Here is a 16,144-nt window from a genome sequence, read left to right on the forward strand (position 1 = left end):
CTCTTTATGAGACCCCTCCCTCCCGCGCCTTTGGCGCTTCTCCCCCATGGCGGCTTATCATGACCCTCGCTTGTGGCCTCGACTTCGGCACGTCCAATTCCACGCTTGGCCGCGTCGGTGCCACTGGCCAGCCGCAGCTTGTGCCGCTTGAAGCCGGCCAGGCGACCATTCCGAGCGTCTTGTTCTTCGGCTTCGAGGATGACCAGCTCTATTTCGGGCGTGAGGCCGTTGCCGAATATGTCACCGGCGCCGATGGCCGGCTGATGCGCTCGCTCAAGAGCGTCCTCGGCACCGCTCTTTTCGGCGACACCACCCGCGTCAAGGCACGCCGGCTGGGCTTTGGCGAAATCATAGGCCTCTTTGTCGGCGAGCTGAAGCGCCGCGCCGAGGCCGAACTGGGTGCGGAACTGACCCGCGCCGTAGTCGGTCGCCCGGTGCAGTTCGTAGACGACGATCCCGCCGCCGACCGCCAGGCCCAGGACCAGCTCGAAGCCGCCGTCAAGGCGCAGGGCTTTGCCGAAATCGCCTTCCAGTTCGAGCCCATCGCCGCCGCGCTCGACTATGAACGCCAGGTCAGCACCGAACGGCTCGCCCTCATCGTCGACCTTGGCGGCGGCACTTCGGACTTTTCGCTGGTTCGCGTGTCGCCGGAGCGCGCTGGTCGCCCCGATCGCAGCGACGACATCCTCTCCACCGCCGGCGTCCATATCGGCGGCACCGATTTCGACCGCCTGCTCTCCATGGCCCAGGTCATGCCCGAACTCGGCCTCGGCTCGAAAACCCGCGACGGCAAGCGCCACCTGCCCGTCGCGCCCTATTACGATCTCTCCACATGGCACCGCATCAACCGCCTCTATGACGCCCAGGCGCTGCGCGATCTGCGTTCGACCATGCGCGAGGCGGTGGAAGCCGAGCGCGTCGAAACCATGATGATGCTGGTCGAAGACCGCCTCGGCCACCGGCTGATCGGCGCGGTGGAAGCAGCCAAGATCGCCCTGTCCGACAGCGCCACGACCGACCTCACCTTCCCCGTCCGCGACCGGCAGATTCATACCGAGATCACTGCCGCCCAGCTGGGCGAAGCGCTAGAGGCATCGGTGGCCAAGCTCGAAGAGACCATTGCCGAAACCCTGCGCCGCGCCGGCCTCGGCAGCGATGCGGTGGACAGCCTCATCCTCACCGGCGGCTCCACCCTGGTGCCTGCCGTCTCGACCCGCCTGCGCGCCCTGTTCCCGGCCGCCGAAGTGATCCGCACCGACGTGTTGGGCAGTGTGGGCCTCGGGCTGGCGCTGGAATCCCGCCGGATTTTCGGCGCCTGAAAACGCCTTAACATCAGCCTAACGATCGATGAAATCGAGCGCATGGCCGCCATGCGCGGCGCTTGCCGCAATTGCCTTCGGCTTGCCCAGATTGTGAACCCAATCTGAACGCATGGTTTGCACAAGGTTCAGTTGAACGGTGCAGTTTTATCGAACCTCCGGCGTCGCTATCCCGGGCCGCAAGTCCCAGGCCGCGATGCTTGTGTCTGGAGTTAGGAGACGATCATGAATTTTGGGAAGACGCTCGCCGCCCTGGTGACGCTCATCGGGATGGCCGCGCCGTCCATGGCCGGGGATATGAACCCCGTCGGCACCTGGCAAACCACCACCGGCGAATCCCGCTATACCGTCAGCCTTTGCGGCGACGGCACCCAGCTCTGCGCCAAGCTCACCTGGCTGCGCGCCGACGCCCGCACGCCCGAAAACCTCGCTTTGCTAAACAAGATGGTGGTCAATCGCGCCACCGCGACCGCACAGAACAAATGGCGCGGCACCGTGCAGTATGGCGGCCACAACGTCGCCGGCTCGGTGACCCTCATCACCAATAGCCGCATGACGCTTTCCGGCTGCAAGCTCGTCGCCTGCCAGAAGGTCGATTTCGTCCGGCTGTAATCCGCAGCTCACCTTCGGTGGTCACCCACCTAGCCACGCGCCCCCCTCGGGCCCGACCCGAGGGCACTCCCTCTGGCGGAGGCCACAATCGGCCTTCCGCCCCGCTCCCTCGGTTGCTATAGCCTAGATCAGTCGCAACCGAACGGGTTCAGCCGCTCCATGCCCACACTGCAGAGAAGCTGAACCCCGTGCGCTTCGTTCTCCGCCTCCTGTTGTCCATCGCCGTCGCCCTCTGTGTGGGCTTCGGGCTCAGCTATTATGCGCTGACCGATGGCCGGCTGTTCGGCGCGCGTGAGATAGGCCCCTGGATCAGCTGGCCCGATGTCGGCGCCCCCAGTCCCAACCCCTATACGCGCGGCCATCTCACCCGCGACGGCGCCCTGCAGCTGGGGCGCAGCGAGGGCCTGCAATTCATCGCCACCACCGACAGCGCCGGCGGTCCCCTCGATCTCGCCTGCACCTATCGGCTCGATGGGCGCGTTCCGGTCTCCGCCTTCTGGACCCTTGCGGCCGTCAATGCCGACTGGGTCAATCTTTCCGCCTCCCCCACCCAGCCAGCCATCCGCTCCAGCGAAGTGGTGCGCGACACATCCGGCGCGCTTCGCGTCTCTGTCGGCACGCGCCTTTCGCCCTATACCTGGCTTGAGCTCGCCGGCAGCGGTGCGTTCAGCCTCGTCCTCACCCTCTACGACACCACCGCGCTCAGCGGCTCGGCTTCGGCCGATCTCAGCCTTCCCACCATTACGCGGGGAGATTGCGCATGATCCGCACCCTGCTCTGGCTCTTCGGTGGCGTGCTGCTCGGTGGCATCATCCATATCGTGGTTATCTTGACCCTGCCGCTGCTGGCCGAGGAAACCGCCTGGACCCGCATCGAGGCGTTGGAAGCAGGCAATCGCATGCTGGTCCTGCCCCCGGTCCTGCCCGGCGAACCCAATCCGCTGCATCTCGATCCGGAGCTGGCCTATGGCCTCTGCCGCGTCGATCTCACCCAGGGCCCGGCCTTTCTCAGCGGCGTCTTGCCCGACGCCTTCTGGTCAGTGGCGATCTTCAACCCCGCCGGGATCGTCACCTATTCCACCACCAATCGCGACGGCATCGGCCAGACCGTGGAACTGGGCATTTTCAACGCCGCGCAGACCGCGCTGCTCGCCCAGCAGCAGATCGACATCGCCGAGGGCCTGCTCGTGGTCGAGGCCCAGTCCGACCAGCTCGCCGTCCTTGTCCGCCTCGCCCCACCCCACGCCGCCATGCGCCCCCGCTTCGAGCAGGAACTCTCAGAGATCACCTGCGGGCCCAAGGGGTAGCCGGACCCGGGCACTTTAGCCTCCCTCCCCTCAAGGGGGAGGGAGCTCGGGTGGCGTTCTTGGCAAAATCTCACCCCAAACGCGATGCGGCTCCTCCCCCTCCTACAGGGGGAGGCCGGGTGGGGGTAAGCAACACGCTCAAACCCGTCTGCTTCCCTCAACAACCAGCTACCAAGCCACCCCCAAGACCCCACCCACGACAGCCAGGGCCAGCACCACGCCCCAGGGCGGTGCTTTCCAGGCGACCAGTGCCACGAACCCGGCCAGCGCCAGGGCAAAATCCAGCGGCGACAGCACCGCGCTCGTAAACACCGGGTCATAAAGCGCCGCGCCCAGGAGGCCCACAACCGCAGCATTGGCCCCGCGCAAGCCCGCCTGCGCCGCAGGCCAGCTGCGCAGGCCGTTCCAGAACGGCAGGGCCCCGGCCACCAGCAGCATACCCGGCACGAAAATGGCCACCAGCGCCACCAGCCCGGCGATTAGCCCGCCGCCCATTGGCGTTCCAACCGCGCCGAGATAGGCGGCAAAGGTAAAGAGCGGCCCGGGCACCGCCTGCGCCGCGCCATAGCCGGCCAGAAACGCATCCGGCCCGACCCAGCCACGTCCCACCACTTCGGCCTCGAGCAGCGGCAGCACCACATGCCCCCCGCCGAATACCAGCGATCCCGCCCGGTAGAACGCATCCGCCAGCGCCAGCACCGGCGACCATTCCGCCACCAGCGGCTGGCCGATCAGCAGCAGGGCGAACACCAGCAAAAGCCCCAGCCCGACGCGCCGCGACCCTGGAAAGGCCTCGCCGCTCGCCACAGCCACCCCGTTCCGACACAGAACCAGCCCCGCCACCGCGCCCAGCCCGATAGCACCCAACTGCCCCCAGGCGCCGCCGACCAGCACCACCATGAAAACGGCGACAACGGCGATAACAGCGCGCACCCGGTCCGGCGTCAGGCTCTGCGCCATGCCGAACACCGCCTGCGCCACCACGGCCACGGCCACCAGTTTCAGCCCATGCAACACGCCCTGCGCCAACGGCCCGTCCAATGCCGCCGCACCCAGCGCAAAGGCCATGAGCAGCAGCGCCGATGGCAGGGTAAAGCCTGCCCAGGCTGCCAGCCCGCCCAGCGGGCCCGCCCGCATCATCCCCAGTGCGAAGCCCACCTGGCTCGATGCCGGGCCCGGCAGGAACTGGCAGAGCGCCACCAGATCGGCATAGCCGGCTTCGCTGATCCAGCGCCGCCGCGTCACCAACTCATCGCGAAAATAGCCCAGATGCGCGATGGGACCGCCAAAGCTCGTCAGGCCCAGCTTGAGGAAGGCCCCGAACACCTCGCCGACGCCGCCCTGCCACGCCCTCTCGCTCATGTCTGCCTCCGCACCGTGCCGGCCCCGTCCCTAGCCCATCAGGGATGACAGTTCTGCGACATTCAGGCCCGGCGCCGCCGGCGCAGCAACCGCGTCATGCGCAGCCGCAGCCGCAGGGGCCGCAACCGTCCAAACCCGTCATAGGTGAACATCAGCCGCCGCCGGGCAAAGACATGCGCCAGCCAATAGGTGAAAGCGGCGCCCACTGCCCAGCCCATCAGCGTGTCGCTCATCCAGTGCACGCCGACGAATTGCCGCGACACGCAGATCAGTATGCCCAGCGTGATGAACAGCACCCGCAGCCGTGGAAACACCAGCGCCAGCGCGATGGCCATGGCGCCCGCCGTTGCTGAATGCCCCGAGGGAAACGAGGAAAAATCCGAGTTGAAGGCAAAGGGCTGAAACGACAGCGCGTCGTGGCTGTCGAGAAGCACCGGCCGCGCTCGTCCGATCAGATATTTGCTGATCAGTGCCGTCAGCCCGCCGCCGGCCACAGCGAGGAACACGAAGGCCGCGGCCGAGGTCAGCGCATCGAGCCCCGCCGCGAGACGCTTGCGCACCAGCCAGACCGGCGCCAGCGCGCTGAGCAGCAGGAACATGCCTGTGCTCACCAGCACTTCGACGCCTTCGCCCAGCCGCGTCACCCTGTCGGCAAAGGGCCGCAGCGCTTCGGGATAGTTCACCATCCACTCGCCCAGCGCCTGATCGGCATGAAACATCAGGATCAGGGCCGGCACGAAGGCGGCGATCAGCACCACGAGCGGCCGCTCGAACGGCGCCTTGTTGGGATAAGCGGGCAGAACCGGACGGGAAAACAGGCGTTGCCAACCCGCGCGCGTGCGGTGTCCCCAGTTCGGTCTGGTCATTGAGATCGCCTGCTCCCTCGTCATCGGCCCCTTATGGGCGAAGACGGGCCAGAGGCAAAGCCCCCCTTACTTCTGCGCCACCACTTCGCTGTCGATCACCATGGTCTGGAAGCGCGAAGGAATGGCAAAGCCCCCGCCCTGCCCCTGCGGGCTGCTACCCGAGCAGAAATCGCCGCGATTGGCGCGCGCCACCCAGGGCTGCAACCGCCGCAGCGCCTCGTCGACGCCCATGGATTGCTCATGTGGTGTTTCTACCAGCAGGTGGTCGAGAGCATAGCTATAGCTTTCATAGCGATAGGTCAGCGCCCGCACGAACCAGTCGATATGCCATTCGTTCTCGGTCCGCCGCGCCGCGACATCCAGCGCCACCTTGTCTTCCAGCCCGCCCAGTTCGGCCAGGGCGATGCGCCGCTGCCGGTCCACCTCCTGCACGGCGCAGATACTGGCAAAGGTGGTGGGCAGCGTGTCGAGATCAGCGGCAATATGCCGGCCGACCGTCGAATAGCGGGTGCGCGAGGATTGATATTGCGTGCGCTTCAGCCAGTCGTAATAGCGGTCGGGTAGATAGGTGTGGTCCTTGGCGCGCCCGATACGGGTACGCTGCAATTCCACCGTGCCGTCGAACATCCAGTCCTTGCCATGCGCGGCAACGAGGAAGCGCCAGGTGCGATCATGCATTTCGCGTTCCTGGTCGGTCTGGTTGAAACCCGATACCGGTTCGCGCCGCTGCTTGGCCGCAAAATTGCCGATGGCCGGCATGACGCTGTCATGCAGCACACTGGGCTGCGCGCGACCGAAATCACCAACGGGTCGCGATACGCAACCGGTCAGCAGCGCCGCGGCGGTCAGAAAAAGGGCAATGCGGAACAATTGGTCGCCGTATCTAGCCGCGCTTGCGCTTTGGCCGTGAAGGATCGAGGCGATTATTGGGCGGCGGTGTTATGCCGCGTTCATAACGCACCCCGGTAAAAATCAGAATCTGGGCGTCACCAGGGGGTTTGTTCCCGGTGGTGGCAGGTCGTGCCCGCCCCGTCAGTTGCAGCAGCTTTCCCAAGCCAGCCTCCATTGAACGCCGCTCCCCCGTTCCCCAACGGAGCCAGCGAGTTGATGTCAGAAAGTCCCGGCGCGACGCCCCTCGCGCTTGACCTCATTAAGAGATCGTCAAGGTTAACAGTCTGCTAACGAATTGCCGTCAAAAGTGATCACACATCGAAATTGATGGCTTAGCGAGTCGACGGTTCCCCCAGAATGCTTGGATTTCAGCCTTACGAGACGTTTCAGTTGCTGATCGAGACCGGTGGCGTCGACCGTACGAACACGCTTCTGATCGCGGCGTGTGACGCCTATGCCCGTCGCGGCAAGCCGACCGTTCCCGAGATGGAACAGTTTGAGACCCTCGCCGCGCGCCTCTTTCCCACGGCCGGCCCGCAGGCCCGCGCCAAGGGCGCCGCCATTCTCGGCCGCGCCGAAGTGCTGTCGCCAGCCCTCGAACAGCTGGTGGTCGACAATATCGGCGAGGACCTCATTCCCTTCCTCGAAACCGCCGCCGAACTGTCCGACCAGACCATGCTCGACATTATCGCGCGCTATGACGTGCCGGCCTGCGCCACTCTCGCCGCCCGCGCCAACCTCTCCAATGTCGTGCTGGCCAAGCTCTTCCAGATGAATTCGCGCAAGGTCTATCGCGCCCTTGCCGCCAATACCGCCATCACGCCCCGCGGCGCCTATCTCAGCGCCCTCGCCCGTTCGGCGCAGATGGATCACCTGGTGGCCGAGGCCCTTGGCCGTCGCAAGGATTTCGACGCGGCCCTCCTGGCGCCCGCCTTCTTCGACCTCTCCGACAGCCACCGCATCAAGGTCATTCAGGCCTTCTCCAACCGCGAAACACCGGTCGCCCCCATTGCCCGCACCATCGAGCAATTGTCGGTCGCCAGCGCCGAGCTGACCAAGGCGCTGATGAAGCTCTTTTCCGAGAATCGTCGTCCGGAGGTCACGCGCCTTCTCGCCCAGATCACCGGGCTCGACGAGGTCCGCTGCGGCCAGATCGCCCATGACGCCACCGGCGCGGCGCTGTTCGTGATCCTGCGCGCCTTCGGGGCCACCGCCTATGACGGGCTCAAGGTGTTGATCCACGCCACCAGCCACGACACCGAGCGTTCCAAGGCCCTGGCCGACTATGCCACCCTGTTCGGCACCGTCTCGTCTGAATCCATGGCCTATCTGATGAGCGCCTGGCGCGGCGAGGTGAACCTGCTCGAATTGAGCAAGCCGCAATACCAGCCCTTCACCCAGCCCAGCCGGCGCACCGCAGCAGCCACCACCGCTGCGCCCGCCCAGAATCCCGTGGTCGAGCAGGCCATCGAAGCCCTCGCCCGCATCGGCGCCCGCCGCGCCAGCTGACGCGGCTACCGATCGGCGCGGACCACGTCCACGCCGATCTCGTCACCGCGCAGGTCCAGGCTCAACACCCAGAGATCGGGATCGAACTTGGCTTCCTGCTCGATGCGCTGGCGCACCTGGTCCGGCTCGACATGCTCGAAGCGCTTCTGGAACACCAGCCCGGCACCCTCGCCGCGACTGACCACCGGCGCCGGGGTGAACAGCGAGCGCGTGCCATCGAGATGGTCCACCTCGATGAACACCTGCCCGGCGATGGGATCGCCCCTGCGCGCCACCACGCACATATGGCCCAGGTCGTTGTGACGCCGCACGAAGGCCATGCACCACAAATCGCTGCGCAGGCTGGACACCTAGATAGAGGCCCCGGCCTTGACCAGCAGTTCCACCAGATCCGGCTGCACCTGCCCGGTCATCTTGTAGCTGTGGAAATTCTCGAATTCCCGGATGGCGCGGGCCGTTTCCGGGCCGGGCTTGCCGTCGATGGGGGCGCGGAAGAAGCCCAGGCTCGCCAGTCCGCGCTGGATCTGCGTCACCAGCTGCACATTGGTGGCCGGCGGGCCTGATTGCGGCACTTCGGAGATCGAGGCCACCATGACGGCGGGCTCCTGCACCTGCTGGACCGGCTGCTGCACCACCGGGGCCGGCATGGGCTGGGTGGTTGCTGCCTGCGCCACAGGAGCGGTCGGGATCGGCGGATTGGCCATCTGCGCCGGCGGAGTACGCGAATTGTCCACCGCGGCAATGATGTTGTCGATGCTGCTGGCCGCCGATTCGGCGACGCGGTCAAAGGTCTGCTCGGCCGGCGACAGCGCCGGAAGCCGTGCCACCACCTGGTCGGCCTGCTGCACCACCGGCTGCACCACGATCGGCGCAGTGGCCGGCGTCGGGGCCACGGCCACCGGCTGCGGCGCCACCACGGCAACGGGCTGAGGTTGCGGCTGCGCCTGCTGCTGCACCGGCGCACTGACCATGCCGCCGGCATCCGAACTCAGGATGGCGCGAATCACCGAGGGCTCCATCGCCCCCATCGGCTTCATGCCATTGCGCTCCTCGAAGGCACGAATGGCCCGCGCCGTCATCGGGCCGTAATAGCCATCGACCTTGCCGTCGAACAGCTTTAGCTCCGAGAGCTTCTTCTGCACGGCGAAAACCTCGGTATTGCCCACCGGCGCATCCGGTACCACCTGCGGCGCGGCCTGCACGCTGCCTGTTGTCTGCGGCTGGCTCACCACCGGCAGGCTCAGCACTGCGGCGCTTTCCGGGCGTTCTTCCACCGGCAGCGGCATCGGCGCCACCGGCACATCGCGCGCCACACCGAAGAATGGCGAGGGATGCATGCCCCGCTGGAAATAGAGCGCATTGCTGCCCGCCAGCGCCGTCATGGTGACGAGCGCCAGCAGGCCCGTGGAGGCCAGCGGCGCGCGCATATACTGCGAAAAGGCCCACTGACCGCCGGTTTTCAGCGTGCCAAGCAGGGCGCCACCCGCCATCAGGGGCAGCTGGGAGAGGGTCGAAGCCGTCATTGCGCTTTTCTTTTTTCGTTTGGCCATGAAACTGGGCTGGAAACTGATGCGGCCGGATTGGGCTCTTTGTGGAGGGTGAGAACTTCGGCAGTGTCGCCCGCTTTGGTTGCCGGACCGTTTATGGGCAACAACACCGTCATGGTTGTCCCTGCCCCAATTTCGGACAGTGCCCTAAGGGTACCACCATGCAGCTCCACCAGCCCCTTGACGATGGAGAGCCCGAGCCCAGTGCCTTCATATTGGCGCGTCAGCCCGTCCTGCACCTGGAAGAACGGTTCGCCGATGCGCTTGAGCTCCGCAGGCGCCATGCCGATGCCGCGATCCCGCACCGAGAAATTGATCGACTGCCCCTGCCGGCGCACCGACACCGTCACCTGTCCGCCTTCATGGCTGAACTTGATGGCGTTGGAGAGCAGATTGATCATCACCTGCCGGCACACGCGCTCGTCGGCCACCAGCATGGGCAGGTTCGGCTCGATATCGGCGGTGATCTGGATGCGCCGCGCCTGTGCCATGGTCTCGACCATGGGCAGGCAGGCCGGCACGACCTCGGCGGGCTGCATCGGTTCGGCCTGGATTTCGAAACGCCCGGCCTCGATGCGCGACATGTCGAGCAGCATGCGCACCACTTCGAGCAGATGCTTGCCGCTCTGGTGAATGAGACCGGCATATTCCTTATGCGTCGGCGACAATTCGCCACCGATGCCCGAGCTCATCATCTCGGAGAAGCCGACCACGGCATTGAGCGGGGTGCGCAGTTCATGCCCGATCGTGGCCAGGAACCGCGACTTGGCCTGCGAGGCTTCCTCGGCCGTGGTGTGTGCCCGCGTCATGGCCGCCTCGGCGTCCTTGCGCTTGGTGATATCGCGCATCAGGGCGATGACTTCATTGCGGCCATCGCTGCTCTCGCCGTCGAGAATCGGTGACAGGCTGATCTCGACCCAGATGAACTGCGGTACATTGCCGGTGGCGCGCGGATCGTCGCGGCGCATGCGCACCTCGATGGTGCGGCTGCGACTGCCCTGATTGGCGTCGGCAAAGGCCGTCATATAGTTCGGCCGGTCGAGCACATGCACGCGCTCGAGCAAGCCGCCACTCGACAATTGATAGCGCGGGCAACCGAACAAGGTTTCCGACGACCGCGAGGTCAAAAGGATATGGCCGTCGCTGGCAAAGCGCACCACGGCGTCATGCACATGCTCGATCAGGTGCCGATAGGCGCTGATCTGTGCCCTGTCGTGCACTTCATAGGCCGTGGCGATGCAATGGGCGCTATGCGCCACCACCGCGAAGGCGATAAGGAAGGTGATGGCAGAGCTTTCCAGCAGCATGGTGCTGCCATTCGCAGTGACGCCGGCAAGGCCAATCCCGCCGCCGACAATGGCGACAATGGCCATGGTCAGCCAGCTCCAGCGCCGCATGTCTGGCCGCGCGATCAATGCCGCCAAGACCGGGCCCATCAGCACGATAGCCAGCCCCGCATCGGCCAGGTTGGGATCGATGGCGGTGAGCACCAGGCCCGTCCCCATCAGCGTCGCCACCTGGGCAAGCGCGGCCATGTCATAGAGATGGCGCTGCTGCAGTGTCAGGCTCAGCATGCCGCCAGCCAGCATCATGGCCGCCAGCACGAAGGGCAGGCCTGCGCCCACGACAAGGCCATAGGTGGCGGGCACCAGGGCCAGGAGGGCCGCAAGGCTCATCAGGCGGGCATTGTTGGCGATGGTCTTGCGGCGCAGCGCTTCCGGCCGGCTCCCGGTCCCGGCCAAGGCGGGGTCGAACCCCTTGCTGCCGAAGAACTGTAGGCTACGCATCAACAAACTCACACACCGACGCCATGATTCCGGCCGGGCGGCCGGTTCGGCGATCCTTGCTTGGATCGCTGCCCGGATGAGGTCCGGGTCTGTTGCGATGAAACTGACGCGCCAACCGCTAAGACAGGTTTAAGCGCGGGGGCTTTGGTGCCCCTTCGACTCGGGCCGAAGCGGCCTTTCGCCAGTTAGCGTAAACAAGGGGTTGCCCGCGCTTAACGCTGGCGGGGCAATTTGACTCAAATTGTATCGATTGGGCGCAGCCGCGCTTAACGGCAGGCGCTTAGATTTTGGTTCAAATCCGGTGGGAATGGGTCCTGCCGACGGGAACGCTTCCAGCAGAAGTGGCAACACTTTTGCGGTTTGGAAGCGCGACCAAACAAGAGGTTAGCTCGCATTGGGTGCTCATGGCGGCCATGCGAACTAGGTCCGGTTGATGTTTTTGCTGCGCTCCGCATTTTGGCTCACTCTCGCCTTTCTGGTCATCAAGCCGGAAATGGATGTGCGCGAGTCCGCGTCTGCCCTGTCAGCACAAGCCATGGCACAGGGTAGCCAGTTCATTGCCAGCCAGATCGAACAGATCGAGTGCACCGACCTCACCTGCATTGGCGGCAAGGCCATCGCGGCCGCTGCCCTGAAGCCATCCGCCTCGGTGGAAAAGCTTTCCGCCTCGGCGGCCCCCCGTTCCGCCCAGGCCGGCGACGACATGCAGACGTCCCCGGCCGCCTCTCCGGTCCCCTTCCCCCGGCCTCGACCGGAATGGGCGGGATAACGGCGCTTCCCGCGCCGACCTCCAGGACTTCGACCCGGCTGCCGCCTTATGGCGACAGATCTTCCCCCGGGTCCAGCCGCAGATGCGCAGCCCCGCATTTGCGGCTTTTTCTTGCGCCGGGCGCCAATTTGACAAAGCGGGCAATATGGCCATGATGGCGCTCATGAGCCCGATTTCGACCATCACTCCAAAACGAGATTATCGCCGCCAGGCAGGCTGATTGCCTGGTGTTGCTACCTGCCCAGGGCAAGAGCGGCACCAGGATCATCGCAATCTCGTAGGCTCAATTACACCTATCCGCAGACGCTCCGGACGTGGCTTTGCCGCGCCCTTCGTCATGTCGGATGCGTTCATCGGAGTGATGACCATGACGTTCAAATATTCGCTCACCCTGCCGATCAGCGGCGGCAACAAGCTCAGCCGTTTTGAGGCTTGGGCCGAAGCCCACCTCCCCGGCCTGCCCTACCGCCTGCCCCCGCAGACGCCGATCAAGACCGAGACCATGACCATCCGTCTCGCCTCCCTCGACGACCGCCGCCGCATCCTCCAACAACTGGCCCGGGCGCAGATCTGACGGCAGGGCATCGAGCGCCTTAGCCTCAACTCCCACTTGATAAGAGAACCTGAGGGTGGGGGTTCTGCAGGCTCAGCCTCCGCCAGCCGTCACCCTCGGGCTCGACCCAAGGGCCCTGCACTTTGGAACTTTCCACCCCTCCAATCCCGTAACTTTCCCTTAACCCCTTAACCAACCCAACCACCCAAGGAGACCTAAAATGCCCGCCCTGCGGTTCTGTCGTTCCTGTGCAGGACCCCGTCCACGCGCCGCCATGCGCTGCCCGTGGTGTCTCAACGCCAATGCCGAACATCGCGCACCCCCGGAGCACCTGTTCGGCATTTTCGACCGCCGGTCGGCCGCGCCGACAGCCATTGTGCACCAGGAGGAAAAAGCGCGATGACCACCATAGCCTTGTCGGATTGGACGCAATCGCCGCAGATCGTGGTGGGTGAAGAAGAGCGTCGGCGCCTGACCGTCGTCGCTCTCACCGAAATCGGCCACAGCGCCGAACACGCCGACTACCTGCTCTATGAATTGGACCGCGCCCACGTCGTGCCCGACGCCCAGCTGCCGCCCGATGTGGTGCGCATTGGCAGCGTCGTGCGCTATCGGCCGAGCGAAGGCGGCGAACGCACGATCGAGCTGGTCCTGCCCGCCAATGCCGAACGGCACGAGCATAATCTGGCGGTGACGACTCCCGAGGGCGCCGCCCTGCTCGGTCTGCGCCCGGGGCAGAGCATTTCCTGGCTCGGCGCGGATGGGCAAAGCCAGCGCATCCGCGTGCTGCGGGTCACGGCGCCCATCGATCCGTGCTTCGATCCCAATCACGATCCGGGCCCGAGCGCGGCCTGAGATCGGACGGCGGCGCCTTGCCCCGGGCGCCGCCGTGATCCCCATTTTGCCAACTGGCAAAGCCGGGTCAGATCGCCTAGATAGGGGGCATGACAGAGCCAGCCGCCTTCCAGGACATCGCCGAAAACCTCAGCTTCCTCGACGACTGGGAGGACCGGCTCAATTATCTCATCGAGCTCGGCCAGGCGCTGCCGCCCATGGACGATGCAGACAAGACCGACGACAACAAGGTGCGCGGCTGCGTCTCCAATGTCTGGCTGGTATCGGATGCCCAGCGCGCAAGCGGCACGCCGGTGCTGACCTTTCGCGGCCAGTCCGACGCCATCATCACCAAGGGCCTCGTCGCCGTCCTCATCGCGCTCTATTCCGGCCGCCCCGCATCCGAAATCGCCGAGACCGACGCCATCGAGTGGTTCCGCAAGCTCGGCCTCAGCGAGCATCTGGGCATGCAGCGCTCCAATGGCCTCGTCGCCATGGTCAACCGCATGCGCAACGAAGCCCGCGCCGTCCTCAGTTAAAGCCTAAGCCAGCTTGCGCAGCCGCCCCATCAGCGGCCGCTCAACCAGTCGGTAGAGCATCAGGCCCGCCACGGCCCCCGCCACGATGGCAAAGGCGATGATGGCATTGGTCACCAGCGGATCGGTGGTATCGAGCAGCCGCAGCAGCACGCCTGCCGTCGCCGCCACCGCGAAGATGTGCACCAGATAGATCGAATAGGACGCATCGCCCAGCGTCTCGAGAAACCGCACCCGCGGCAACACCGGCTCCAGGCCAACCACCAGCGCCACCGTGGCCGCTGCAAAGCTCAGCAGACCGATAAAGGCCACCGGGTCTTCCACCAGCCCATGGTCCCAGGTGAAGCCCTGCACCAGCCCGGCCAGCGCCATGATGCCGAGCCCGACCAGCACCGCCGCCGGTACCTTGCGCAGATATCCCTCAATCTGCGCCAGCCCCAGCCAGGCCCCCGCCACGAAGGCCAGCGGCATGAAGCTGGTATAGAAGGCCGGAATGGCATCCACCGGCTGCCGCAAGGCCCCGGTCAGCGCCAGCGCAACATAGGCGATGGTCAGCACCGCCACCCGCCGCCGCGCCGTCAGCAATGCCAGCACGGCAAAGCCGACATAGAAGAACATCTCGTAATTCAGCGTCCAGCCGAGCTTGTAGAGCGGATGCAGCCCATGGCTGGCGGGATTATAGAACGGCACGAAAACCAGTGATTTCAGCAGCTGCCCACCATCGAACACCGTGGTCTTGAACAGGCCCGGCTCCACCAGCGCCAACGCCGCCGCCACCAGGGTAAAGGCCCAGTAGAGCGGCACGATGCGCAGGATGCGGCGCTTGAGAAAGGCCACCGGATCGAACGATCCGGGCCCGGTCACCGTCACCATGATGAAGCCGGACACCACGAAGAACAGGATGACCCCCAGCCATCCCAGCCGCCCATAGGCGATGGTCTGTTCCGCCAAAGGATAAAGCAGGGCGTGCGAGGCCACGACCAGCATCGCCGCCAGACCGCGCAGATATTGTATCGTGGGGAGCTTGCCCTGCATTTCCGGTCACCGCAGCATCCGAGACCAGCGTGATACCACGTCTTGTTCGCTTGCCATCATTACCGATGCTTACATCGTTAATCGGCGAACATCGGCGGCCGCTCCGGCAGCCAGTGGCGCTGGTGTCCCTGGGCCCTGCCCTCCGCTACGCCACCCAGTCCCCAGAGCGAAGCCAGCTGATCGAGGGCGATGCGCAGCACCAGCTTGGCGCCGCGTCGCGGCCAGCCATGGCTGAGCTCGATATCCTGTAGACCGCGATCGAAGCAGCACACATCCACCAGCACCGACCAGCAATCACCCGGCAGGCGCTGCGCCAGTGCGCCCAGCAGCCGCCGCGCCTCGGCAGCGCTATCGGCCAGCTCCCCCTGCAATGGCCGCCCGCGATTGCCGCCGACATGGCTGGCATCATAGGACATGGTGACACGCTGGCTCAATTGCGCCCTGCGCATCAGGCGCGCCAGGCGCCGCGCCGCCTCGCCATGCTGATCGCCCAGAAATCCCGCCTCATTGCCGCGCCGCGCCAACAGCCGCTGTACGGCGTCGGGGGTTTCGTCACCCTTCTGCATGTCAGGCATCATGGCTGACGCCCTCCTGCTGCAGGCACCGTTCCAGCCGGCAGATTTCGGCATCGAAACTGGGATCGTCGCGCAGATCCTCGATCTGGGCGCAGGCATGGGAGACAGTTGTCCTATCTCGCCCGAAGGCGACACCCACCCGCGCCAGACTTTCCCCGAACACCACATGCGCCAGATACATGGCCAGATGCCGCGCCTTGGAGGCGCGCGATCGGCACCGCGACGCATTCAGAATAAGTTTTGTCGGCACCTGCCGCTCCGCCGAGACCAGGGTGACAATGCGATCATAGGGTGCAGTTGGCTGCAGCGCGGCGCGGGTCGCGGAAAAACGGTGGCGCTTGATGGTGCGAACAGGCATCGGAAACTCCGTCAGATGAAGGATAATATTCCTACATCCTGCCCAATGACCAGCCATCCGAGGATAAATATCTTATCTCTTTGTTAAACATGCGCTTTCGCCGCGCCGACGCAAAAGCCCGCTCCCGCAGACCCCGAGAAACACAAAAGCCGCCCGATGGGCGGCCACAGCGTTTGGACTAGACCATTTCAAACTGAGGTAGACTCGGGCCCCTTGCGCCTCCCTCCCCCTTGAGGGAGGGAATGAGGGTGGGGGTCCATCAGTGGATCACTGACCACCCCTCCG

General features: G+C 65.4%; 18 protein-coding genes. 9 read left to right on the top strand and 9 right to left on the bottom strand.

The features are described from left to right. Window positions 1-59 precede the first annotated feature (59 nt). From DEVEQU_RS18945 to DEVEQU_RS18960, 4 genes are all read left to right on the top strand, one after another. Window positions 60-1,319 carry an Hsp70 family protein gene (locus DEVEQU_RS18945; protein ID WP_126152172.1) on the top strand — a complete coding sequence of 420 codons (1,260 nt, stop codon included), beginning with the start codon at window positions 60-62 and terminating at the stop codon, window positions 1,317-1,319. A 225-nt stretch (window positions 1,320-1,544) separates the two neighbouring features. After that, window positions 1,545-1,931: a DUF2147 domain-containing protein gene (locus DEVEQU_RS18950; protein ID WP_126152173.1), complete on the top strand. Its 387-nt coding sequence runs from the start codon at window positions 1,545-1,547 to the stop codon at window positions 1,929-1,931. A gap of 188 nt (window positions 1,932-2,119) precedes the next feature. Next, window positions 2,120-2,695 (top strand): DUF1214 domain-containing protein, encoded by a 576-nt coding sequence (locus DEVEQU_RS18955; RefSeq protein WP_164550486.1) that lies wholly within the window; start codon window positions 2,120-2,122, stop codon window positions 2,693-2,695. Beyond that, window positions 2,692-3,237 (top strand): DUF1254 domain-containing protein, encoded by a 546-nt coding sequence (locus DEVEQU_RS18960; RefSeq protein ID WP_126152175.1) that lies wholly within the window; start codon window positions 2,692-2,694, stop codon window positions 3,235-3,237. Before DEVEQU_RS18955 ends, DEVEQU_RS18960 begins: the two co-directional genes overlap by 4 nt. A 168-nt stretch (window positions 3,238-3,405) precedes the next feature. Here DEVEQU_RS18960 and chrA read toward each other — a convergent pair whose 3' ends face one another. From chrA to DEVEQU_RS18975, 3 genes are all read right to left on the bottom strand, one after another. Further along, window positions 3,406-4,599, bottom strand: coding sequence for a chromate efflux transporter (gene chrA / locus DEVEQU_RS18965; protein ID WP_126152176.1), 1,194 nt, complete (start codon window positions 4,597-4,599; stop codon window positions 3,406-3,408). A gap of 62 nt (window positions 4,600-4,661) precedes the next feature. Continuing rightward, the gene (locus DEVEQU_RS18970) at window positions 4,662-5,465 is read right to left on the bottom strand and encodes a phosphatase PAP2 family protein (RefSeq protein WP_164550487.1); all 804 of its coding nucleotides are present in this window, start codon (window positions 5,463-5,465) and stop codon (window positions 4,662-4,664) included. Between the two features lie 66 nt (window positions 5,466-5,531). Further along, complete coding sequence (locus DEVEQU_RS18975; protein WP_126152178.1) at window positions 5,532-6,335, bottom strand: hypothetical protein; 804 nt, start codon at window positions 6,333-6,335, stop codon at window positions 5,532-5,534. Window positions 6,336-6,713: 378 nt separating this feature from the next. On the opposite strand from DEVEQU_RS18975, the gene DEVEQU_RS18980 reads away from it, so the two are divergent. Continuing rightward, window positions 6,714-7,865: a DUF2336 domain-containing protein gene (locus tag DEVEQU_RS18980; RefSeq protein ID WP_126152179.1), complete on the top strand. Its 1,152-nt coding sequence runs from the start codon at window positions 6,714-6,716 to the stop codon at window positions 7,863-7,865. Between the two features lie 5 nt (window positions 7,866-7,870). Here the strand turns inward: DEVEQU_RS18980 and DEVEQU_RS18985 are convergent, their stop codons facing one another. From DEVEQU_RS18985 to DEVEQU_RS18995, 3 genes are read right to left on the bottom strand one after another with little or no spacing between them, the layout of a single operon-like run. Further along, window positions 7,871-8,215 (bottom strand): DUF1491 family protein, encoded by a 345-nt coding sequence (locus DEVEQU_RS18985; RefSeq protein ID WP_223214293.1) that lies wholly within the window; start codon window positions 8,213-8,215, stop codon window positions 7,871-7,873. Continuing rightward, the gene (locus tag DEVEQU_RS18990; RefSeq protein ID WP_164550488.1) at window positions 8,216-9,388 is read right to left on the bottom strand and encodes a peptidoglycan-binding domain-containing protein; all 1,173 of its coding nucleotides are present in this window, start codon (window positions 9,386-9,388) and stop codon (window positions 8,216-8,218) included. Then, window positions 9,385-11,199, bottom strand: coding sequence for a sensor histidine kinase (locus DEVEQU_RS18995; RefSeq protein WP_126152182.1), 1,815 nt, complete (start codon window positions 11,197-11,199; stop codon window positions 9,385-9,387). The genes DEVEQU_RS18990 and DEVEQU_RS18995 overlap by 4 nt, the downstream gene beginning before the upstream one ends. Before the next feature lie 433 nt (window positions 11,200-11,632). Between DEVEQU_RS18995 and DEVEQU_RS19000 the strand changes: the two genes are divergently transcribed. The 4 genes from DEVEQU_RS19000 (at window position 11,633) to DEVEQU_RS19015 (ending at window position 13,894) form a co-directional block, all read left to right on the top strand. Then, entirely contained in the window at window positions 11,633-11,968 is a 336-nt protein-coding gene (locus tag DEVEQU_RS19000) for a hypothetical protein (RefSeq protein WP_126152183.1), read from the top strand. A 367-nt stretch (window positions 11,969-12,335) separates the two neighbouring features. Beyond that, complete coding sequence (locus DEVEQU_RS19005) at window positions 12,336-12,542, top strand: hypothetical protein (RefSeq protein WP_126152184.1); 207 nt, start codon at window positions 12,336-12,338, stop codon at window positions 12,540-12,542. 378 nt (window positions 12,543-12,920) lie between these two features. Then, window positions 12,921-13,376 (top strand): nucleoside diphosphate kinase regulator, encoded by a 456-nt coding sequence (gene rnk, locus DEVEQU_RS19010; RefSeq protein WP_126152185.1) that lies wholly within the window; start codon window positions 12,921-12,923, stop codon window positions 13,374-13,376. An 89-nt stretch (window positions 13,377-13,465) separates the two neighbouring features. Beyond that, window positions 13,466-13,894, top strand: coding sequence for a SufE family protein (locus tag DEVEQU_RS19015; RefSeq protein ID WP_126152186.1), 429 nt, complete (start codon window positions 13,466-13,468; stop codon window positions 13,892-13,894). Window positions 13,895-13,897: 3 nt separating this feature from the next. Here DEVEQU_RS19015 and DEVEQU_RS19020 read toward each other — a convergent pair whose 3' ends face one another. The 3 genes from DEVEQU_RS19020 to DEVEQU_RS19030 all read right to left on the bottom strand — a co-directional run bounded on the left by DEVEQU_RS19020 (window position 13,898) and on the right by DEVEQU_RS19030 (window position 15,859). Then, window positions 13,898-14,926 carry an acyltransferase family protein gene (locus DEVEQU_RS19020; protein WP_126152187.1) on the bottom strand — a complete coding sequence of 343 codons (1,029 nt, stop codon included), beginning with the start codon at window positions 14,924-14,926 and terminating at the stop codon, window positions 13,898-13,900. Window positions 14,927-15,003: 77 nt separating this feature from the next. Continuing rightward, window positions 15,004-15,504, bottom strand: a complete 501-nt coding sequence (locus tag DEVEQU_RS19025; RefSeq protein ID WP_126152188.1) for a DUF6456 domain-containing protein — start codon at window positions 15,502-15,504, stop codon at window positions 15,004-15,006. Next, window positions 15,494-15,859: a helix-turn-helix domain-containing protein gene (locus DEVEQU_RS19030; RefSeq protein ID WP_126152189.1), complete on the bottom strand. Its 366-nt coding sequence runs from the start codon at window positions 15,857-15,859 to the stop codon at window positions 15,494-15,496. Before DEVEQU_RS19030 ends, DEVEQU_RS19025 begins: the two co-directional genes overlap by 11 nt. Between the last annotated feature and the right edge of the window lie 285 nt (window positions 15,860-16,144).

The sequence above is a fragment of the Devosia equisanguinis genome (genome assembly GCF_900631955.1).
GTDB lineage: Bacteria > Pseudomonadota > Alphaproteobacteria > Rhizobiales > Devosiaceae > Devosia > Devosia equisanguinis.